Origin of the sequence: Polaribacter sp. 20A6, assembly GCF_011378915.1 — a bacterium.
Classification (GTDB): domain Bacteria; phylum Bacteroidota; class Bacteroidia; order Flavobacteriales; family Flavobacteriaceae; genus Polaribacter; species Polaribacter sejongensis.
Genome location: NZ_WTPZ01000002.1, coordinates 1 through 23533 on the forward strand (window position 1 = coordinate 1; position 23533 = coordinate 23533).

17 protein-coding genes are annotated in these 23533 nt (G+C 32.8%); 4 read left to right on the forward strand and 13 right to left on the reverse strand.

Translation table 11 applies throughout. The features are described from left to right. A partial coding sequence (locus tag GQS57_RS03915) for a PIG-L family deacetylase (RefSeq protein WP_165731291.1) occupies positions 1–1293 on the forward strand: 1293 nt, incomplete at its 5' end. Positions 1294–1759: 466 nt separating this feature from the next. Here GQS57_RS03915 and GQS57_RS03920 read toward each other — a convergent pair. The 3 genes from GQS57_RS03920 to GQS57_RS03930 form a co-directional block, all read right to left on the reverse strand. Further along, on the reverse strand, positions 1760–2089 hold the full coding sequence (locus GQS57_RS03920; protein ID WP_165731292.1) for an L-rhamnose mutarotase: 330 nt from the start codon (positions 2087–2089) through the stop codon (positions 1760–1762). Between the two features lie 208 nt (positions 2090–2297). Then, the gene (gene aldA / locus GQS57_RS03925; RefSeq protein ID WP_165731293.1) at positions 2298–3737 is read right to left on the reverse strand and encodes an aldehyde dehydrogenase; all 1440 of its coding nucleotides are present in this window, start codon (positions 3735–3737) and stop codon (positions 2298–2300) included. Between the two features lie 263 nt (positions 3738–4000). Then, positions 4001–4900, reverse strand: coding sequence for an AraC family transcriptional regulator (locus GQS57_RS03930; protein WP_165731294.1), 900 nt, complete (start codon positions 4898–4900; stop codon positions 4001–4003). 99 nt (positions 4901–4999) lie between these two features. Between GQS57_RS03930 and rhaD the strand changes: the two genes are divergently transcribed. The 3 genes from rhaD to GQS57_RS03945 all read left to right on the forward strand — a co-directional run bounded on the left by rhaD (position 5000) and on the right by GQS57_RS03945 (position 9061). Then, entirely contained in the window at positions 5000–5794 is a 795-nt protein-coding gene (rhaD, locus tag GQS57_RS03935; protein WP_165731295.1) for a rhamnulose-1-phosphate aldolase, read from the forward strand. Between the two features lie 21 nt (positions 5795–5815). Continuing rightward, complete coding sequence (locus GQS57_RS03940; RefSeq protein WP_205860197.1) at positions 5816–7603, forward strand: L-fucose isomerase; 1788 nt, start codon at positions 5816–5818, stop codon at positions 7601–7603. A 147-nt stretch (positions 7604–7750) separates the two neighbouring features. Beyond that, a complete protein-coding gene (locus tag GQS57_RS03945; RefSeq protein WP_165731296.1) occupies positions 7751–9061 on the forward strand; it encodes an FGGY family carbohydrate kinase in 1311 nt (436 codons plus the stop codon). A 400-nt stretch (positions 9062–9461) separates the two neighbouring features. On the opposite strand, the gene GQS57_RS03950 is transcribed toward GQS57_RS03945, so the two are convergent. From GQS57_RS03950 to GQS57_RS03995, 10 genes are all read right to left on the reverse strand, one after another. Next, positions 9462–11006 carry an arylsulfatase gene (locus GQS57_RS03950; RefSeq protein ID WP_165731297.1) on the reverse strand — a complete coding sequence of 515 codons (1545 nt, stop codon included), beginning with the start codon at positions 11004–11006 and terminating at the stop codon, positions 9462–9464. Positions 11007–11124: 118 nt separating this feature from the next. Beyond that, positions 11125–12642 (reverse strand): glycoside hydrolase family 30 protein, encoded by a 1518-nt coding sequence (locus tag GQS57_RS03955; RefSeq protein ID WP_165731298.1) that lies wholly within the window; start codon positions 12640–12642, stop codon positions 11125–11127. A gap of 10 nt (positions 12643–12652) precedes the next feature. Further along, entirely contained in the window at positions 12653–14071 is a 1419-nt protein-coding gene (locus GQS57_RS03960) for a sulfatase (RefSeq protein ID WP_165731299.1), read from the reverse strand. 4 nt (positions 14072–14075) lie between these two features. After that, on the reverse strand, positions 14076–15488 hold the full coding sequence (locus GQS57_RS03965; protein WP_165731300.1) for a sulfatase-like hydrolase/transferase: 1413 nt from the start codon (positions 15486–15488) through the stop codon (positions 14076–14078). Positions 15489–15495: 7 nt separating this feature from the next. Beyond that, on the reverse strand, positions 15496–16962 hold the full coding sequence (locus GQS57_RS03970; protein ID WP_165731301.1) for a GDSL-type esterase/lipase family protein: 1467 nt from the start codon (positions 16960–16962) through the stop codon (positions 15496–15498). Between the two features lie 8 nt (positions 16963–16970). Beyond that, on the reverse strand, positions 16971–18593 hold the full coding sequence (locus tag GQS57_RS03975; RefSeq protein ID WP_205860198.1) for a sulfatase: 1623 nt from the start codon (positions 18591–18593) through the stop codon (positions 16971–16973). 38 nt (positions 18594–18631) lie between these two features. Next, on the reverse strand, positions 18632–19678 hold the full coding sequence (locus GQS57_RS03980; protein WP_165731302.1) for a family 43 glycosylhydrolase: 1047 nt from the start codon (positions 19676–19678) through the stop codon (positions 18632–18634). Between the two features lie 9 nt (positions 19679–19687). After that, positions 19688–20986 (reverse strand): DUF6786 family protein, encoded by a 1299-nt coding sequence (locus GQS57_RS03985; protein WP_205860199.1) that lies wholly within the window; start codon positions 20984–20986, stop codon positions 19688–19690. An 18-nt stretch (positions 20987–21004) separates the two neighbouring features. Then, positions 21005–22411 carry a sialate O-acetylesterase gene (locus tag GQS57_RS03990; protein WP_165731303.1) on the reverse strand — a complete coding sequence of 469 codons (1407 nt, stop codon included), beginning with the start codon at positions 22409–22411 and terminating at the stop codon, positions 21005–21007. Between the two features lie 24 nt (positions 22412–22435). Continuing rightward, the gene (locus GQS57_RS03995) at positions 22436–23521 is read right to left on the reverse strand and encodes a glycoside hydrolase family protein (RefSeq protein ID WP_165731304.1); all 1086 of its coding nucleotides are present in this window, start codon (positions 23519–23521) and stop codon (positions 22436–22438) included. Between the last annotated feature and the right edge of the window lie 12 nt (positions 23522–23533).

A 23533-nucleotide genomic window follows, 5' to 3' on the forward strand; every position in this document is an offset into this window, starting at 1 on the left:
GAAGCTAAAAAAGTCATTTTAATGGCTTGGGGAGAAAGCAAATCTAATATTATAAAAGCTTCTGTAGAAGACGAGGTTACTAGCTTAGTGCCAGCTTCTTATTTGCAAGAACATAGAAATGCAACTTTTATTTTAGACCAAGCAGCAGCTTCAAAATTAACAAGAATCAATACGCCTTGGTTGGTCGAAAAAGTAGTTTGGACAGATACGCTTACAAGAAAAGCAGTTTTAAGTTTAGCACTTTATTTGAAGAAACCAATTTTAATGTTAACAGATGCGGATTACATAGAAAACGGAATGAGCGATTTGTTAGCAGATTCTGGGCCTGCATATGACATTAACATAAAAATATTTAACAAATTACAAAATACGATTACCGGTTGGCCAGGTGGAAAACCAAATGCAGACGATAGTAAACGACCAGAAAGAGCTGAGCCAGCTAAAAAACGTGTTTTAATTTTTAGTCCGCATCCAGATGATGATGTCATTAGTATGGGTGGTACTTTTAAGCGATTACACGAGCAAGGGCATGAAGTGCATATTGGATACCAAACCTCTGGTAATATTGCCGTTGCAGATGATGAAGCGTTACGTTTTGCTAGTTTTGTGTGTGATTATAATGACAAATTTGGAATTGATAATTCTGAAGCAAATGCAATCTACAAGAAAGCAGCAGATTTTTTAAAGAATAAAAAAGCGAGTGAAATAGATACTCCAGAAGTTAGATACATTAAAGGATTAATTAGAAAAGGAGAAGCAAGGGCAGCCAGTCACTTTATAGGTTTACCAGATAGCCAAATCCACTTTATGGAATTACCTTTCTATGAAACCGGAGCCATAAAAAAGAACCCAATTGGAGTTGGAGATGTACAAATAACCGCAGACCTAATCGAAAAAATTAAGCCGCATCAAATTTATGCTGCTGGAGATTTAGCAGATCCACACGGAACTCACAAAGTGTGTTTAGATGCCATTTTTGCAGCTGTTAGAGAACTAAAACCTAAAAAGTTTATGAAAGACTGTTGGGTTTGGTTATATAGAGGTGCATGGCAAGAATGGGGAATTGATGAAATAGAAATGGCGGTACCAATGGGTCCAGACCAAGTTCTAGAGAAAAGAAAAGGGATTTTTAAACATCAATCTCAAAAAGATGGTGTTGTTTTTCAAGGAGCAGATAGTAGAGAGTTTTGGCAACGTGCAGAAGACAGAAATAGAGAAACTGCAGAATTATATGACCAATTAGGATTGTCTCATTACGCAGCTATGGAAGCATTTGTAAGATGGCATTATTAGAAATTCGATTACTTTAATATCAAAGTAAAAAAGAACCAAAGTATAAACCTCAACTGTAATAGTTGAGGTTTTTTTATTCAATATTCACAAGTGATAATATTTTTTTTAAAGCTAGTCAGAGCGTCTCACTAGTTCTCTAAAGAGTGAGTTTTAAAAAAGAAAGATAAAGGTATCATGTATACACGAGCGGGACGCTCGTGATAGCGAAAAAGTTTATATCGAGAATAATCCTACACAATTAACAATAACACACAAACGCTAGTGCGAGCGTCTCGCTCGTTCTCCAAAGAGTAAGTTTTAATAAAAAAAAATAAAGATATCGTGTATACACACAGCGAAATAGAGCATCTAGCACATATAGTTATGAATAATTCTAAAAGAAAAAAAAATCAATCTGAACAGACTTAAAACCCACAAAACATCTCAATACTAACAAAATAAGTAGTAATAAAAATATCTTACCTTTTTACAACTGATATATTTTATCCATTAAAACCCACTTCTCCCCTTTTTTAGCAATTGGAAGAGCTTGCTGATACTTCCACATGAGAGCTTCCCATTCTTGTACTTTTACATTATTTTTATCAAGTTCATCTTTCTCTTCAAAAGAAAAAGAAGCATCTACTTCCATAATCATGAATAAGCGATTGTGTACATTAAAAATCTCTAGGTTTAAAATACCTGCATCAAGAATACTTTTAGTGATTTCTGGCCATATTTTTTGATGCGTTTTTTTATACTCACCTATCAGTTTTTCATCATCTTTTAGATCTAAAGCGAAACAATATTTTGTCATTTTATTTATAAATTTTCATGGCTTTGTATCCATAAAGAGGGCTAAAATAGGCAAAAATAAAAGAAACTAAAATCGCTTTGGAAGCTACGGAGTCTTTTTTGCTTCAGCCATAAATAATATTTTGTTTTTTTGAATAAAAAAAAGCACTTTTAATAAATCTAAATTTCGATTTAATAAAAGTGCTTTATAAAGTTATTATAAAAATGATTTATCTGTATTGTGCATACACAACTTTAGTTTGAAGATATTCTTCCATACCATGTTTACCATCTGCACCACCTAAACCAGATTTTTTCCAACCTGCGTGGAAACCTTGAATAGCTTCAAAATGTTCTCTATTTATATACGTTTCACCGTATTGTAATTCTTCTGCAGCATGCATTACTTTGTTAAAGTTTTCAGAGAAGATAGATGATGTTAATCCAAATTCTGAATCATTTGCCAAGGCAATTGCTTCATCTAAAGTACTAAATTTCATCACTGGTAAAACAGGACCGAATACTTCTTCTTGCATAATTTGCATGTCTTGTCTTATATTGGTTAATAAAGTAGGTTGATAAAAATACCCTTTATTAAATTGTGGAGATCTAGATCCACCAACCAATACTTCTGCACCTTCTTTTTTGGCAAATTCTACCATTTCAGATACTTTATCTAATTGGTCTTTAGAAACCAAAGCACTCATATCTGGATTGTTATCAGAAAAAGCATCTTCTACTGTTACCGCTTTCATTTTAGCAGTTACCATTTCTAAAAATTGGTCGTGAATAGATTCTTCTACATACACACGTTCTGCACAATTACAAATTTGTCCGCTATAAGTAATTCTAGAAGTAACAATTGCATTTACAGCCAATTCTAAATTAGCATCTGCACAAACAATTGCTGGTGCCTTACCACCTAACTCTAAAGAAACCTTTGTAATGTTTGCAGAGGCTGCTTCCATAACTTTTTGACCCGCAAAAACACTACCCGTTAAACTGATAATACCCGTTGTAGGACTTTTACTTAAAGCATTTCCAACAATAGGACCAGAACCACAAACGATATTTAAAACACCTGCTGGCAATTCAATTTTTTGAATCATTTTAGCCCATTCCATTATGGTATTTGGAGCAATACAACTTGGTTTAATTACACAAGTATTTCCTGTAATTAAAGATGCTGCTACTTTTCTTGCCATAACAAAAAACGGCCAGTTCCATGGCAAAATACCTACTGCAACCCCAATTGGAGCTTTGTGTAAAAAGATATGTTCTTTACTACGATCACTTTGTATAATTTCTCCTTCTATTCTTCTTGCAAAACCTGAATAATAATCAAAATAATCTGCGGTAACATCTATTTCTACCTGAGCCAAACCAATTACTTTTGCTTGCTCTGAAGCTAAAGTTTTGGCTAAAAATATTCTGTTTTCACGAATAACATCTGCCATTTTATTTAAATAATTGGCTCTTTGAATTGCAGGAAGAGATTTCCAAGCATGATGCGCGTTTTGAGCTGCATCTAATGCATTATTAGCATCTTCTACACTACCGTGTGGTATCGTAGAAAGAACTTCTTCTGTACAAGGGTTTAAAACTTCTGTTACTTCTGATGAAGTCGATTTTACAAATTTTCCGTTAATATACTGTTCAAATTGCTGCATAAAATATTTTATTAGTTAGTGGTATTTTTAATCAAGAAATAAGAGAAAATCTTGGTGAATTTCTGTACTTCTTTCGCCTTAGTAGTATTGGTGGTTAAAACCAATAGGCAAACTTATAAATATATCTGATTAAAAATTTTATCCATATTACGCAATAAAATGTATAATTTAAACATAACAGTAAAATGGAAATAAAAAAAAACACCCTAACCCTTTATTTACAAGAGACAAAGACTCTCTTGTAAATAAAACCACTTATCTATTTATGTATATTTACCAGATTTATAAATTCCAGGTGTTAAACCTGTAACCAATTTAAATACCCTAGAAAAATGATATCTATCTGAAAAGCCTAAATTAAAAGCAACATCTTCTATTGTTTTATTGGTATGCTCAAACAACTCACAAGATCTTGCAATTTTTCTATTCTGAATAAAGTTGTGCAACGTAATGTGCATTTCCTCCTTAAACAAACGTGCAAAAGAGTTAGGTGCCATATTAACAATAGCTGCAATTTCTGTATTTGTTAATTTCTTACTGATATTCGCCTCAATAAAACGAATCACTTTTAAAACACGGTCATCTATATTAATTGCTTTCCAAAGTTCTGGACCAATATTGGTTAATACTTCTTTAATAAATGCCTGCAATTTTAAATTAAAGGTCAATTTAAAATCTTTGTTTTCTATTTTTAATCTTTCTGTAAGATACTCTAATCGATCTCTTAAATAATCTGTTACTTCAATTTCTATAATACCCGGATACACGTTATCAAAAGGAACCCCTAAATTAAAATGAATAAAAAAATGAATTAAAGAGGATTCTAAATAATCTTCTTCTTCATAATCACTTGTTAAATGCCTACCAGAAACATGGATGCCATCGTTATAAACATGTTTTTTAGAAAAACGAGAGGAAAAAGAAGTAAAAGGTGGAATTATATACAAAGTATCTGGCGTCATTTTATAGACATCCTCTAAATGAATTAATTCTCCGCCTTCGTTTCTATTCCAATAAATTCTCCAAAAAGGGAAAATCATATCATGACAATCCCATAAATTTAACAACCAATACCTACAACACAACAATTTCAATTTTAAATCAATAAAATTTTGATAATTGGAAGAAGGGTCTCCTAATGCTATTTTTTTTGAAAACGTCAATAAGTGAATTGTTTAAATTAGATACAAAAATACAGATTTTGAATATTTAATTTCATCGTTTGAGTAAATATCTTTGTGATATCAAATTTACTAAATATTATGAAAACATTAAGCCTTCCATCAGAAGTAGAGATAGAATTAAAAAAAGTATCAACCGTTGCTGGTTATTTATGGCAACGTGAATGGGCAGAAAGAAATGCTGGAAACATATCAATGAACTTAACTTCATTCTTTAAAAAAGAAGAAGTACAAGGAATTGGAACAGAGGTACCTTTCGATTTTCCTAAAGAATCAGCTGGGTTTGTTATTTATATAACAGGTACAGGTTGTTATTTAAGAGATTTAGTAGACCAATTAGAAAACGTGTCTTGTATCCTTTACATTAACGAAACTGCAACAGCATATTCTATTATTTGGGGTGGAAAAAGACCTAATTTTGGACCAACTTGTGAGTTAATTTCTCATGCAAGTATCCATTTATTCAATTCTATTCATCACCCAGAAAACTTAGCGGTTGTACATACACACCCTCTTGAGTTAATCTGTATGAGTCATCATGATTTATTTGACAATGAAGAAGAATTAAACAGACAAATTTGGATGATGTGTCCGGAGGTAAAAGTATTTGTACCTAAAGGAATTCACTGTACTCCTTACGCTTTATCTAGTACTGCAGCTTTAGCAGAAGTAACTATGGAAGCTTTTAAAACTAGAAACGTTTCTCTTTGGGAAAAACACGGAGCAACTTCTACAGCACCAGATGTAATGAAAGCTTGGGACTTTTTAGATGTAGCTAACAAAGGAGCAAAAATGTTAATGATGTGTTGGGCAGCAGGTTTTAAACCAGCAGGTTTATCTAACGAGCAATTAACAGAATTAGAACAATTTACATAGGACTTAAAAAATTTATATATAATGAGTAGACTTATAGGTAGATTACCAAAAATAGGAATTCGCCCTGTTATAGACGGACGTGAATTAGGAGTGAGAGAATCTTTAGAGGTTCAAACTATGGACATGGCCAAAGCGGCTGCAAAATTAATTGAAGAAACATTACGTTTCCCAAGTGGAGAAAAAGTAGAGTGTGTAATTGCAGATACTACTATTGGTGGTGTTGCAGATGCTGCTGCTTGTGCAGATAAATTTAAAAGAGAAGGTGTAGAAGTTTCTTTAACAGTAACGCCATGTTGGTGTTATGGTACAGAAGTGATGGATACAGACCCATTATTGCCTAAAGCAGTTTGGGGATTTAACGGAACAGAAAGACCAGGAGCTGTATATTTAGCTGCTGCCTTAGCAGGATATTCTCAAAAAGGATTACCAGCATTTGGTATCTATGGTAAAGAAGTTCAGGACGGTGGAGATCAAACCATTCCGCAAGATGTTTCAGAAAAAATTATTCGTTTTGCAAAAGGTGCTTTAGCCGTTGCTCAAATGAAAGGAAAATCTTATTTATCTATTGGATATAGTTCTATGGGTATTGCTGGTTCTATGGTTGATGTAAACTTTTTACAAGACTATTTAGGCGTAAGAGCAGAATTTGTAGAATCTGTTGAGTTATTAAGACGTATAGATGAAGGTATTTTTGATCAAGAAGAATATGCAAAAGCATTAGCTTGGACAAAAGAAAACTGTATTGAAGGAGAAGACAGAAACAATCCTGAAGCACAAAAATCACGCGAGCAAAAAGATGCAGAGTGGGAAAAAGTTGTGAAAATGACTTTAATCTGTAAAGATTTAATGAACGGAAATCCTAAATTGAAAGAAATGGGATTTGGTGAAGAGTCTAAAGGAAGAAATGCTATTATGGGTGGTTTCCAAGGACAACGTCAGTGGACAGATTACCAACCAAACGCAGATTTTACAGAGTCTATTTTAAACTCTTCTTTCGACTGGAATGGAATTCGTCAGGCATATACATTTGCAACAGAAAACGATTGTTTAAATGCAATTTCTATGTTATTTGGTCACTTATTGACTAATAAAGCACAGTTATTCTCTGATGTAAGAACATACTGGAGTCCAGAATCTGTAGAAAGAGTTACTGGTAAAAAATTAACTGGATTGGCAGAAAACGGAATTATTCACTTAATTAATTCTGGTTCTACAACTTTAGATGCTACAGCACAACAACAAGATGCTGAAGGAAACGCAACAATGAAAGCATTCTGGGACATTACTAAAGATGATGTTCAAAGATGTTTAGACAATACAAAATGGCCACCTGCTACTGTAGAATATTTTAGAGGAGGAGGATTCTCTTCTAATTTCTTAACGAAAGCAGAAATGCCTTTAACAATGTGTAGAATTAACTTAATTAAAGGAATTGGACCTGTTTTACAAATTGTAGAAGGTTGGAGTGTTGAGTTACCAGAAGATGTACACAATGTTTTAAATGACAGAACAGATCCTACTTGGCCAACAACTTGGTTTGTACCTAGAACAACTGGTACAGGATTCTTTAAAGATGTATATACAGTAATGGCGAAATGGGGAGCAAACCATGGTGCTATTTCTCACGGACATATTGGTGCAGATTTAATTTCATTAGCGTCTATGTTACGTATCCCTGTAAACATGCACAATGTTTCTGAAGATGATGTATTTAGACCAAGCGCATGGTCTGCTTTCGGTGAAAACTTAGAAGGTGCAGATTATAGAGCATGTGATAATTACGGACCTTTATATGGTTTCAAAGAATAATAAAACACTTTTTTAATAAGAATTGGCTCTTAATTTTTTTTGAATTATTTGTTAAGATGCCAATTCTTTTTTATACTGATAAAGTTGCTTCTTTTAAAGCCTATACAATTGTTAAAGCAAACTTTATCCTTTTTAAGCTTCAATAAAATGAAAAACGTAATCGCAGTTATAGATATTGGAAAAACGAATAAAAAGATATTTTTATTTGATGAAAAATTTGACGTTTGTTTACAAAATTCTACCAAATTCAAAGAAGTATTAGATGATGATGGTTTTCCTTGTGATGACCTAGAGTCTATAGAAAATTGGATTTTAGAACAAATAAAACAAGTTCAAAATAATCCTGATTTCCATTTAAAAGCGATTAATTTTTCTACACATGGTGCATCTCTTGTTTATTTAGACAAACAAGGAAACAGAATTGCCCCTTTATACAATTACCTAAAACCCTTAGACATTAAAAATTATGATGATTTTTATAAATCTAATGGAGGTGTAGAAGAGTTTTCTAGAACAACAGCATCTCCTTCATACGGAATGTTAAACACTGGTTTGCAAATGCAATGGATGCAAAAAGACAAACCAGAAGTATGGAAAAATGTAGCATCTATTTTACATTATCCACAGTATTTAAGCTACTTATTTACAAAAGAAATTACCGCAGATTTTACATCTGTTGGCGCACATACAGCTACCTGGAATTTCGATAAAATGGAATATCATCCTTGGTTAAAAGCTGCAAATATTAACCTGCCCGAACCTGTAAACGGAGAAAAAGCAATCTCTACAGAAATTAACGGACAGCAAGTTGCTGTTGGTTCTGGTTTGCATGACAGTTCTTCTTCTATAATTCCTATTTTAGAAAAAGAAAAAGGCAACGACTTTGTACTTCTTTCTACAGGAACTTGGATTATTGCCATGAATCCTTTTAGTACAGAAACCTTAACACAACACCAATTAACTAATAATTGTTTGTGTTTTATGACACCTAAAAAACAACAAGTAAAATCTTCTATGCAGTTTTTAGGACGCATACACGAAGTGTACTTAGATCCATTAAGCGAATATTTTAATGTTCATGTAGATAAACACTTAAACCTTCCTTTAGATGACAAATTATGTCAAGAATTAATTGCCGAAAATGCACAAATTTTTCTAGCAGATGGTATTGATACCAATTTTGAAGCTAATAAAGATTTATTAAAACATTTTGGTTCTTATCAAACTGCTTATTATCAATTAACATTTGAAATTGCTAAAAAAGTAATTGCTGGTATTAATTTAATAACAGATAAAGACAAATCAATTAAAAACATTTATATCTCTGGCGGATTTAATAAAAACAGGATATTCATCAAATATTTAACCTTATTAAAGAAAGGCATTGTAATTAAAATTTCTGAATGCAAAAATGAAAGTGCCTTAGGTGCTGCATTAATGATGAAATCATACTTATAACCAAAATTTGTAGTACTATAAGTACGACAAACAAGTCGATATTAACCTAATCTATTTTCAAGTAGCCAAACCTACTTACAAGGAAAAAACACCTAACAATTGATTGTTAGGTGTTTTTTTACATAGTAACATAGGCTATGTAAACTATGTGGTAAATCTTCTGTCATGCTGAATTTATTTCAGCATCCTACCAGAAATAAAACATACATTTTTGTCTTTTCGATCGCAGAGAGAAATCTCATAAAGCTTATTCATACTCCTCGTATCACTTTCATGAGACTTCTCCTTTCGTCGAAGTGACAAATACTTGATTTTTTAGTTCTTTTAAAACAAATTACACAAAAAAACCATCTAAAAGACAAGCCTTAAAGATGGTTTTTAATAATAAATAAAGTAAAATCTATTTTATTTCTTTTATTTTTTCACCTCTTAAAGATTCATAAACTTGAATCATTTCTGCTAATTTCTCAGGATTTGTTTCTGCCAAATTCTTTTGTTGACCAACATCTTCTTTTAAATTATACAATTGAAGTTTTGGTAAAACACCCAAATCTGTATTTACTTTTTTATTAAATTCCCATCCTTTGTATGGCGGAATCATTAACCAATCTCCACTTCTTAAGGCTGTTTTAGAATTTGCTTCTATTAGTAGATGATCTCTACCTTTATCAGCATCACCTATAAAAGCGCTTAAAATATCTTTACTATCTGTCGTTTCTTCAGACGTTCCTGTTAAGTTTGCCAAAGAAGCTAATAAGTCCATCTGACAAACAATCGCATCAGAAACCGCTGGTTTAATAGTTCCTTTCCAATAGGTAATAAAAGGCACTCTTGTACCTGCTTCTAATAAACTGTATTTTCCACCTCTTAAACCTCCTTTCGGGTCGTGTTTTCCTAATTTTTCTACTGCATCATCAAAATACCCATCATTTAAAACAGGGCCATTATCACTAGAAAAAACAATTAACGTATTTTCTAAAAGTCCTTCTTCTTTTAAAGTATTTATAAATTCACCAACTACCCAATCTGCTTCTAAAATTACATCTCCTCTTGGTCCCATTCCAGATTTACCTACAAAACGAGGATGTGGAGTTCTTGGTACGTGTGGTTGCTGCATCGCATAATACAAAAAGAAAGGTTGCTCTTTATGCGTTTTTACATATTCTTGTGCTTTTCCTAAAAAGTGATCTGCCATATCAATATCCGTCCATTTTGCAGCCTCACCACCTTTCATAAAACCAATTCTAGGAATTCCGTTTACAATGCTATTGTTATGTCCGTGATGCCACTTCATAGTCGTCATTTCTGGATTTGATTTTGCTGTAGGCTCACCTTCAAAATTCTTTTTGTAATCTACTTCAATAGGGTCATTTCTATCCAAACCAACAACATGCCCATTATCTATATAAACCGTTGGAACTCTATCTTGCGTAGCCGCCATAATATAAGAAGAATCGAAACCTACTTCATTAGGACCCGGAGTTATTTTTCCGTTCCAATTAACATCCCCAGATCCTAAACCTAAATGCCATTTACCAACAATTGCAGTTTGATAGCCTTGTTTCTTTAACACTTTTGGTAATGTTTGTTGCGCAACATCAATAATTAAAGGAGCAGAACCGGCTAAAATTCTTGCTTTTTTATTTCTCCAAGGATACACACCTGTTAACAACGCATATCTACTTGGTGTACACGTTGCTGAAGAAGCGTACCCATTTGTAAACTTAATTCCGCCGTTTGCTAAAGCATCAATATTAGGCGTTTGAATTTCTGTTGCTCCGTAAGCACTTAAATCTCCGTAGCCTAAATCGTCTAAATAAATAACCACAATGTTTGGTTTTTTACTTGTATTTATAGATTTTTCTGCTGTTTTTTCTGATTTACAACTCGTCATTATAAAGACAGACAAGAAGAGAATTTTAAAAATGATGTTTTTTAAACTCATGTGATTCTATGTTGATTAGTTAATTCTGTTAGAAAGTAAAATTATGAATACTTATTTAATAGTGAGAGTAATTATCGTTCTAAAAAGGTTTCAAAATGAATCTTCCTTTTTGAAAACTTTATAAAATTAAAGTGTTAATTGATTTCCCAGAAATTTCAATATCTTTTTCACCAATATTACCCTTTATCAACTTTAAATCAAAATCTTTATCAGTAACATACAATTGTTTTATAATGCTTTTAAAACTTAATTTAACAGCTTCTTCTTTTTGATTGACCACAACCACAACAATAGTGTTATCTATGTTTTTATACGCAGAAACCAAAACTCCCTTTTCTAAATTTTCAAGAGAATTTTTATCTTTATACTCTATTTTAATTCGTTTTGCTTCTGGTCTTATAAATCTAGAATAATTACCCAATCCCCATAATAATTTTGAGGATTCAAAAGTACCATCTTCCTTATTTTTATCGTGATAAATTAGTCCGTCTTTGTATTTATACGGAGTCATTGCCAACCACCATTGCCAAGAACTTGCATTTGCAATGGTTAAATCTGCATGAATTAATCTGGCCACATACAAAGCCGTTTTCATGTGTAATCCTTTCCCTCTGCCTCTAATTTCTGTATTGTTTTCTAGAATGCAATATTCTGTCATCCAATATTCTAAATTTGGGTATTTGATTAACTTTTCTTTAATTTCTTCTCTTTTTCTTTTTAATTTAGAAATATCCCAAGTGGTAAAATAACTATGTCCTGCAAATTTTGGCGAAACAGTTTCTAAATCTCCAATATACAATTCGCTTGAAGGGTTAAAAAAGACCTCAACTTGATTACTTCTATTTTCTTTTCCTTTTTTTATGGATGTTAAATAGTCTATTTGTCCTGCTTCTGATACTTCTAATTTTGTAGCTAAATGATGCTTTACAAAAACAGAATCTATAATTTTTGTAGCTGTTGATAATTCATCATTATTCCAAGGAGAACCTTCTTGTTTTCCGTTTTTCCAATCCCATTGTGGTTCATTAAACGGACTGATATAATTAAGATGAAGGTCTAAACTATCTTTAAAATGTGTGACTACATCTTTTAGAAAAATCGCATAATTTGCATAGTTATTCCTTTTTAAATTGGTTGATAATCCATCCGAAGAAAAGGCCTTATGGTTCTTTGTAAATTGCACAGGCGGACTGTTTACAAAACCAATAAAGGACGAAACTCCTCTTTCTTTTGCCGCTTTTAAAAACCATTGTTGCCCCAATTGTCGGTTCCAATTATAAGAACCATCATCGTTTAAAAAACCTTCAGCTCTTCTCCATTCATCTTTAATACTGCTTTCTTCTCCTTGTTGGGCGCTTCCTCCACCAATATTAAATCGCCATGTTGTAAGACCAATTCCTTTAAAAGTTCCGTCAGCGTTTTTTTCTGTACTAAATAATAAATCGGCCATGGCTTCCTTTTTTTCTAAAGGCCATTTTCCTACAAATTGAGCAGACCACGCATCTGATGCACCAAAATTATGTATGGTCTGGAATTCTACATCAGGATGAAGTTCTACATTGATTTGCTCTATGTTACTTTGCGAAAACAAAAAACCACTTAAAAACAAAAATAGAATTACCGCTTTATTTTTCATATTTTTTGTTTTATTTAAATTTATTCGGAATAAAACTAGCCTCATACTTCGGATTTAACTCTGTAGGAATTGGTGCATTAATTTCCGTTCTCCAACTGTTTAATTTTTGTAATAATTCTGCTGTTTTCTCTGGATGAACTTCTGCAAGGTTATTTCTTTCGCCAACATCCGTTTTTAGGTTATACAATTCGAGTCCATTATCTTCAAAATACTGATGCAATTTCCAATCGCCATCAATAATTACAGAACCTGGTCTTGTTCTAAAAAAAGGATCTCTACCATCATCTGTTTTAAAATTATACGCTTGCAAATAAATAGGAAAATGAAAATACAGACTTCTATCTTTTATTGATTCTCCTTTTAAAGCTGTTAAAATAGAAGTTCCGTCTACTATTTTATTTGGCATCTCTACATTTAAAATATCCATAAAAGTTGGATAAAAATCTAAATTGGTAATCGGTGTTTTTGAAACCTTGTTTGGTTTTATAATTCCATCCCAAGAAATAATATAAGGCACTCTAATACCGCCCTCATAATAAGAACCTTTTCCTGCTCTTAATGGGTCTTGATTAGATATATCTCTAATTCCACCATTATCCGAAGTAAAAACTATAAGTGTATTTTTTAAATTTAGGGCTTCAATTTCATCTAAAATCAAACCAATATTTCTATCAACCGCTTCAATCATACCTGCATAAACTGCCTTATTTTGAAAAGAGTTCCCTCCTTTTTCTTTGTATTTTTCTTCTAAAGCATTTGTTGTTGATAAAGGTGTATGAACTGCATAATATGGCAAATACAGAAAAAATGGCTTTTCTTTATTCTCTTTTATAAATGAAATGGCTTCTTGCGTTAATCTGTCCGTTAGGTTTTCACCTTTCTTATTATCAACAATATTTTTCACATTATACGGACTGAAAAATCCATCCTTTCCCGGATTTCCATTATTTGCTCCTGCAACATTTACATCAAAACCCTGTGTTTTAGGATCTTCTCCCAAATGCCATTTCCCAAAAGTACCGGTTGTATATCCTGCTTTTTTCAGCATTTCTGCAATGGTAACATTCTCGTCTGCTAAATCTTCTGTATTGGGAGTAGGAATTATTTTTCTCGTTTTTTCGTGTCCTCTATCAGAATTACTAACGGTATAAATACCATGTCTTGGCGTATTTTGTCCGCTAATTAAACACGCTCTACTTGGTGCACAATTTGCCCCAGAAGCATACCCATTTGTAAATAGCATACCGCTTTTTGCTAGTCTCGTAATATTCGGAGTTTCATAAAACGTACTTCCGTAGGTTTCTGTATCCATCCAGCCTAAATCATCCACATTAATATAAATGATATTTGGTTTAGATTCTGATTTCACCAAATTTTGTGTTGTGCAAGACAACATTACTCCTAAAAAAACGAGATATAAATACTTCATATTATTATTTATTTTCTTTAGATAATACTCGTTTCATTTTACCAGGATCTGAATACAATACTTCCTTATTTTCCATTAAGCGTTGGTGAATATGATGCGTAACATCCATCCAATCTCTTGGTTCTCCCCAAAGTGGTTCCATCATTTGAGATTCCCAGTTTTTTAAAGCCGTATCTAGTTGATAAAACTCTTCTTTATTAGAATTTTGAAGATCGTTCATTTCACCTAAATCATTTTCTACATTGTACAAAGTTGCTCCGTAATCTTGCAAACGCACCATTTTATAATCACCGATTCTTGCGCCTGCTTCTTCTAATTTTCTCCAAAATAATTGAGTGTGTGGATCTCCTCTTTTTTCACCTTTTAAATATGGTAAAAGATTGACTCCATCTAAAATTAAATCTTTCTCTTTTTGAATATTAGCTGCTGCCATAGAAGTCGTAAAAATGTCTAAAGAAGAAGACAATCCTGTAAAAGTCTGACCTCCTTTAATCTGTGCTGGCCAACTTACCACAAACGGAACTCTATGTCCACCTTCAAATTTATTTCCTTTCCAACCTTTTAAAGGTCCTCCGGACGATGAATTATTTGCTGCTCCGCCATTATCACTTAAAAAATAAATAATCGTGTTATCTGCAATACCCAGTTCTTCTAATTTATTTTGAAGTTTTCCAACGTTTTCATCTAAAGACCAAGTCATAGCCGCTAATTGCTTTCTTGGATGATTTTTATACTTTTCTAAATGCTCCTTTTTTGCCTCCATTGGTGTGTGAACCGCGTTGTAGGCTAAGTACATAAAAAACGGATTATCCTTATTCTCTTCAATATATTTCACCGATTGATCTCCTAAAACATCAGTCATATATCCATCAAATTTTACACGTTTTCCGTTGTGTTGTAGCATCTTCGCTTTACTCGGATTTTCATATTGAAAATAAGATCTACTTCCGGTTAAAAAACCATAAAACTCATCAAAGCCACGATTGTTTGGTAAATCAGATTCTTCTTTTCCCAAATGCCATTTACCCAATGCCATTGTTTTATAACCATTTTTCTTAAAAACATCTGCAATAGTTACCACATCATCTGAAAGGCCAATATCACCAGAAGCTTTATCTCCTGTATCATTGGCTTCAAATCCAAAACGTTGTTGGTATTTTCCGGTGATTAAACCCGCTCTGCTTGGTGCACAAACCGTTGCACTTACATGCGCATCCGTAAAAACAACTCCACTTTTAGCCAGTTTATCAATGTTTGGTGTATCTAAGTCTTCACAACCCATAAAGCCGAAATCTGCATAACCAGCATCATCAATTAAAATGACAATCACATTTGGTTTACTGTCTTTTTTTACGGGTTTATTGGTATTACAAGACCATAAAACTCCGCAAAGTATTACGATATATAAATTCTTCATTTTAAAACTATTTTATTTCTTTTGATATTTTCTTTGCTAAAACCTTATATCCTTCTTTTGTAAGATGCACACCATCTCTAGAATATTTAAAACTGTTTTTCATTAGCTGATGTACATCTATTAGTTTTACATTTTCTTCTGCTGCAATTTCTTTTACCAACGGAATTACCCATTTATTTAACTGTTCTTTACGCTCAACAATATTTTCCTTTTCTAGATTTTTCTTTGCCCAAACAGGTAAAGGCGTTAACACAAAAATCTCTGCTTTGCTATTTTTCTTCTTATAAGCATTTATCAATTTAACATACTCACTTTTAAATTCTTCTTGCGGAGTACCCTTAAAATCTGTTTTTCTTGCAGAATCTAAACACCATTTAGGATTTGCATCGTTTGTACCAAACATAAGCAACACAATATCTGGTGTAAATTTCAGCGATTTCTTGTATTCATCTGTTTTATCATACGGAAAAAAAGTTCCGTCGATTAAAGTTGCACCACCTTTTCCAAAATTTTTAACTTCATAACTAGCTTCTAAATACTCTTGTAAAAATTTTGGATATTGTGCTTTAGTATTGCTATCTCCAATACAAGAAACTTGTTTTAACTCTCTAGAAATTGTTGGTTTCCCTTTTAAATAACCTAACTCTTTTAAGAAAACATCGGTGTCATACAATGTTAAATTGTAGTATTTATTTCCGAAACCATTTCTAAAAAAATCACCATTAAAAAAACCATGATCTACATTTTCTATAGCAACCAATTTACTGTCATTTCCTAATTCCTTCATTTTTTCATTAAAACGAAAAGCATTTTCAAAAGGTACCGTTCTATCTTTTGTTCCATGAAACAATAACATAGGAGGCAGCTTTTTTTTCAATTGATCTACAGGTGAAATTTCAGTTTCTCTACCGACCATTTTTTTTGCTCCATAGCCTTTTTCTGTGGTGTCTAAAACAGGGTTATAAACAATAACTGCATTAGGTACTGAGCTCGCTAATAAATTCTCATTTGCATTTTCAAAACCATCAATCACCGCTGTAGAAACTGCTACATGACCTCCTGCAGAACCTCCACTTGCCACAATTTTATCTGGATTAATATTTAACTCTTTGGCATGTTCTCTTACCCAACGAATGGCAGATTTACCATCTTCTACACACTCAAAAGGAGTAGTTCCGTGTGCATTTTTCACTCTGTATTCCGCAGAAATTGCCAATATTCCTCTAGAAGCAAAATAGTCACTTTGCTGATAAAATTGCTTCGGATTTCCACCAACCCAACCACCTCCAAAAAAGAAGACAATTACAGCTGTTGGGGTTTTAATTTCTTTGGGTTGAAACACATGCAAATACAAACTATCTCCATCAATTACTTTGTACAATAATTTTTTATCTGGCTTTATATCTTGTGCTCCAATAGTAAAAATTGAACAGATAAATAATAAAAAAGTTACTGCTATATATTTTGATTTCATTTTATAAATTATTTAGTTTCAACTTCACTTCCCCACCAATCTTTATTGGGTTTCCAATCTGGTGAAAGCATTTGTTTACGTTGCTTTTCTAAACTAGGTAATCTTTTTGTTTTCTGATTATCTAACCAGATTTTACGAGCAGCTTTGTCCCATAAAGCATCTTTGGTTGCATAATGTGTTCCCATAGATTCTAACCAATCTAACAACTGCGTTTTCATCTGTGTTGCAATTTCTGGATTGCTTTCTGCAACATCTGTACGCTCCCCTAAATCGGCATCTAAATTGTACAATTCTGTATGGTTGTCTTCCCAATAATATATCAGTTTCCACTTTCCTTTTCTAATGATAGAACTTGGTTCTCCTCCTTGATTTCCGTAATGTGGATAATGCCAATAAAGAGGTCTTTTATCAATATTTTCTCCTAATAAAAGTGGTTTTAAACTCACTCCATCTTTATGTGCTTCTGGTTTTAATGGCAAACCAGATAAGTCTAATAATGTTGGAAATAAATCTACCCCTGACACCGGAACATTGATATTTGCTCCACTTTGCTTTAACCAAGGAACATCAATAAAATATGGAATTCTAATTCCGCCTTCCCATTGATATCCTTTTCCTCCTCTTAAACTCAATTGATTGGTAGAAAAAGCATCTCCAGAGGTAACTCCTCCGTTATCCGAAGTAAAAACAACAATAGTATTTTTATCTAAATTTAACTCTTTTAAAGTTTTTATTACTGTACCAATAGCCTCATCAACTTGTTCAACTAAACCTGCGTACACAGGATTGTCTTGGTATTTTCTAGCTGGTAAAACACGTTCCATTTCGAAACCTGTTTCATGAATTCCCTTTTTTTCTGCTTTATCTCTATACTTTGTCCATTTTTCTTTGGTAGTTTGTATCGGACCATGAACCGCATAAAAAGAAAGGTATGCAAAAAAGTGACTATCCTTATTTTTAGTGATAAACTTACTTGTTTCTCTTGCCAATTTCATTGATAAATTCAGTCCTTTTTCTTCTGGTAAATTTGGTAAATTAGCATTCTTATATGGAGAAAAATAACCTCCACTTGGACCTCCTGCTTCGTTTCCTCCTATGTTTACATCAAAACCATGATCTGTTGGTAACGATTTTTCTTCTTTACTACCTAAGTGCCATTTCCCTGCAAAGAAAGTAGCATAACCCTGCTCTTTATAAGCTTCTGCTATGGTTACCGTACTAGAGTCTAAATGATGTTTAAATTCTGGTGGTAATAATTTTGTGTAACGTTTACGCGTTTTCCAAGCTTCACCACTTAAATTATTTCCTTCAAACTGCGTAATTCCATGTCTTGCCGGTAATTGCCCTGTCATTAAACTTGCTCTAGATGGACTACAAACGGTACAAGCTGCATATCCGTTTGTAAAAACAGTCCCTGCTTTTGCTATTTTGTCGATGTTTGGCGTTTCGTAATATCTACTTCCCATTACGCTTACATCTGCATAACCCAAATCATCTACCAAAATAAATAAGACATTTGGTTTTCTAGGAATCGTGTTTGATGTTTCTTTAGCCACTTCTGGTTTAGAATTGCATCCTAAAAGCAAGCCTAATGCTGATAAGAGTAGTGTGTTCTTAATGTGTTTTATCATAATAATTTGTGTTTTGTTCAGTTTTCTATACTGATAATTTATTCGGCTGTTATTTCAAACCTCAACAAATAAGCAACTCCTTTTTTTTGAATCATTGCAATTCCCCAATTAGGCAATTCATCAAAACTATTAGTATCTGATAAACTTGATCTAAACAACCCTGGCGCTTTTGGTACTTTCTTTAAATTTTGATAATGAGGTTTAAAATTAAGCCCATCTGAAGCAGTACTTATACGATGATTTATAGAAGCTAAAGAAGAAATTCCTTCTTTCGTTTTCCATACTAAAACCTCATGACTTTTGTCTAAAAGAGGTTTGGTTTGTTTTACATAAGGTCCTTCTGGAGAATCAGCAATAGCAACGCTCATTTGTGTAAAATGTGCTCCTTTATTTCCGTGAACAATAGATCTACCTTTGTAATACAGCCATATTTTATCTTCTTTTACTAATAAACTAGCATCATCTATTCTGTAGCTATCAAAATCTTCTGCAACATCACTAATGGTTAAAACAGGGTTATTTTTAACACGAACAAATGGTCCATCTGGAGTATTCGAAACTGCTAGTCCTATTGCAGTAATATCATTTTTGGAATTATTTTCAAACTCTCCTTTTTTATTACCTGGTGTTGGCTTTACACCTGTATAATACATATAATATTTTCCATGATATTCTAAAATATTAGGCGTAAAAACGGAATGATCATCAAACCCACCTTCTTTACCAATATCTAGTGCCATACCTTGCTCTTGCCAAGTATATCCTTTATCTTTAGAAGTAGCGTACCAAATAGTTGCCCAATATCCCGAAATTGTTGGACTCACCATTTTAGAATACCAAACATAATAGGTATCGCCAACTTTTACAACATCACTATTATCTCTTCTATTGTACAAAGAATCTTTACCAATACCGGTAATTTCTTGATACGTAAATTTAATGTTTTGAGAACTAGAAACTTTTTCAATACTTTCTTTTGTCTGTGGTTTCTCTTCACTTTTAGTTTTACAACTTGTTAAAAGAAGAAGGTTTATTACTATAAAAACAAATAGACTTATTTTTTTTTTAAAATTTGAATGTGTCATTATTTATTATTAAAAAGCCTTTTTAATGTCTTCGGCTGTTACTCCAAACACCTTCTTTATAATTGGGTTTAAAGCATCAATACCTCCTTCTAAATGACACGTTAATTGTATATGTATTCCACTTTCTCCAGACTTTAAAGCCATTGCTGGTGAAGATGTTTCTAATTCATAAAAAGGACCTAATGGTTTTTCACCTGGACTTGGTTCTCCATCATTATAAGCATTAATTACATCGCCCGAAAAAGGTTCTTTTTGAATCTCCCACATAGAGTTTACATAGTCCGTTTCGTCTTTTGGTTTGTTGTATTTTAGAATGGTTAAAACACCATTTTCAGAATCGTAAGAACCTGCAACATCCTTAGCTCTCATTGGAGATAATCCTATTTTACTTCTGTACTGACCATCTCCACTAAAATAAATAATGCCTTCTTTTACTATCAAACGATCTACTGGTACTTTACCAAAATAGGTATCGTTTACTGGAATACCTAACTCTGATTCTTCCCCAGAAATATAAGGGATCATAATCGTGGTATTAGGAGAGTGATTGTACATACCCAACATCCAAATAGAAAGTAATCCTGTTTCTTTTTTCCAATCAGAATCACCTAAATTAGTAAGTGTGTTTTTAGTTTGATAAGCTACCGTTTTAATGCTTTCGTCAAGCAAATCTAAACCCAACTCTTTTTGTAAATTTTCTTTTGATAATATTGAAATTTCACGCTCAATTCCTAAATCAAACTGAAAACCACCATAGTTTTTTAACGATGCTTCTTTGGTGAGAATTACCTTATTTGAAGTTTTGTTCTTCACATCAAAAGGTTCTAAATCAATCAATCTTGGAGTAAACCAATCATCTAAAATAAACTCATCTCCTTTTTTAAAAAAGATTGAATACTGTCCGCCTTCTGGTCCTAACCAAAAACGTTCTTCTCCTCCGTATACATTTATATGTTCTTGAATTTCTTCTGACTCAAATAATTTTTTATTAATCCAACCATAACTTCTTCCGCTTTCTCCAAAAGCACTACTCGTCATTACCCTACCTTGTAAAGCTGCAGAAATAGCTACTTTAGAATCTCCTGAAGCATTAGAAAGTTGAATTAAATCGATATAACTTTCCATGAAAGAAACATCATCTGCATACGTTGTCATATTTTTATTTTTATTTAGTTTGTTTATTGAACCTTTTGAAAGCGTCTCTTTTACCGCTTCAGTTTTCTTTTTAGAAGAACAGGATGCAATGCATAAAATCATGCATCCTATAACTCCAATTTTACGGTATCTATATGATTTTTTATGTTTCATAGTTAGTCTATTAAAAAATTACTCTGCATAGAACACTTCATCCCAATTATCTGTTCTAAAAGGAAGTGCCGGTAAGCCTTCTTTATTATAAAGAGTTCCATTGGCATTGTTAGACCAGTTATATCTTACCGCAACAGGTTTTGATACTTTGGGTGAGCTCAATATCATTTTGTTTCCTTCTTGTTTTACATTTGCCTTGTGAAACGTTTTGTTTTCCCCAGAAATATAAAATGCCGAAATTTTACCCATTGCAGCACCAACAGAATGTAGTTTAGATCCTAAGGTCTCAAAATTTAGCACTAATTTTTGCCCTTCTGTTTTGTACGATTTTAAAGTAGGTCCTGAATAAATAACATCATTTTTACCATACGTTTTATGTAAGGAAACTAAACTTAATCTGCGCCCTACTTCTTTTTTTTCTGGCGGATGAATATCATAAATGGCACCAATGTCTTGGGTACCAGCAACACCTGTATTTGGTAACTTCAAGGCTTCTAATTGCGCTTCTACAATTTGCGGTACTCCAAATTTATCCGGGTAATTATAAGGTGCTATTTGCACGAAATAAAAAGGAAAATTACCAATATTCCATTGTGCTCTCCAACTTGTTATCATATTCGGAAAAAGCGTTTTGTATTCTTTCCAGTTTGATACATTCGATTCTCCTTGATACCAAATTGCGCCTCTTATTTTATAGTTGATAATAGGCGAAATCATACCATTGTACAAATTAGAGAATCTTTTTTGACCTCCGTTTTCTAAAGCTGATTTTTCTACACCTTCTATTGGCGTCCAAGGTTCTACTTTGGTTCCTCCCCATGCAGATTGAATTAATCCAACTGGTATTTTTAAATTATCTACCAACTGTTTTCCATAAAAATAACCAACTGCAGAAAAATTTAAAACCGTTTGTGGTGCGCATTCTACCCATTCTCCTTCACAATCTTCTAAGGGAGTATTCGATTTTTTCTTCTTTACTAAAAACATACGAATACTTGGATATGTTGCTTTTTGAGATTCTTCCCAGAAATTTACAATCGGTTTTTGATGATTCTGAAAACCCAATTGTCTTTCCATATTCGATTGCCCAGAACACAACCAAACTTCTCCGAATAAAACATTATTGATGGTTAGTTTTGTTGAACCAGTTATTTTCAACTTTCCTGTTTTAGCTGCTTTAGGTGTGCTTACTAATACTTGCCATTTTCCTTCTTTATTCGTTGTTGTTTTTACTGATTTTGTCCAAGATGGATTCACAACAATACTTTGCCCTGGTGCATCCCAACCCCATATTTTTACATCAGCAGATTGTTGTAAAAGCATATTATCAGACAAAATAGAAGGTAATTTAGTCTGCGCATTTAGTGTTTCAAATCCTACAAGTAGGATAAAAAAAAGTAGTAGTTTGCTTATTACTTGTTTCATTATAATTATTTTATAAAATCAGTATTATTTAAAATTAATTTTAAACACATGAGAGCTACTACCAAAACCTTCTTTTACTTGTACACCTGTTGCTAAATAAAGGTAAGCTGGTACACCATTTATTATCAATACTTGTGCACGCTCTAAATGCCCATCTTTTTTACCTCTGTATGCTGTTCCTTTTTCTAAGGTTTCTTTACCTAAATAATGTGCTAAATCTTCATAACCTCTTTTAGCGTTTTCTTTAGGAAAAATAAATCCATCTGCTGATCTCCATAAAATACCACCACCACTATTTCCGAATGTGCTTCCAAAATCACGACTTATCATAAACACAGAATCGTTTGCGGTATAAGCAAATGCATCTTCTAACGCCATGTTCGGAGGCGTTACTTTTTTGGGTTGAATAACATAAGGTCCTTCTAATTTATCTGCTACTGCAACTCCGTATGTATATGCTCCTCCTCTTTTTTCCCTAGGAATAACCGATTTATGATACAACATATATTTGCCTTTAAACTTTATTAACGACGGATTAGAAACCCCTAATATTGCCTTATAATTCCATATTGTTGAATCTTTGGGTTTTCTTAAAATTGTTCCGTCTGCTTCTGCTCCTTTTGCGGGTTTCCAGGTGTCATTAAGATCATCTGCTACATACATTACAATACGTTGTGTTTTTAATTTATTGTTTTCATTTACAATAAAATTTAGCACATATTTACCATCAATATAATTAACTGTTGGATTGTGTGGTGAATTAAATAACCCATCTTTATCTGCTACCGCAACACCAACATATTTAAAAGGACCTTCTGGACTATCACTAACATAATGCCCTATTTCACAATCTTTAAACCAGCCACTAAAATCTTTTTGAGTATCCATAGACCATTGTGCTGCAAACAAATGCACTTTACCCTCTTTGTCTATTACAGGAGAAGAACCCCAAACATGCATGCCTTTATGCTCTGCAGCAACACCTATATATTCTAATTTCATTTTATTTGAATACGTATTCTGAGGTGTTTTAGGTGTTATAATTTTACTCTTACAGCTAAAATTTAAACTTATTAACAATGCAATTATTGCAAACTTATGTATATTCATGTTCTTTTATTT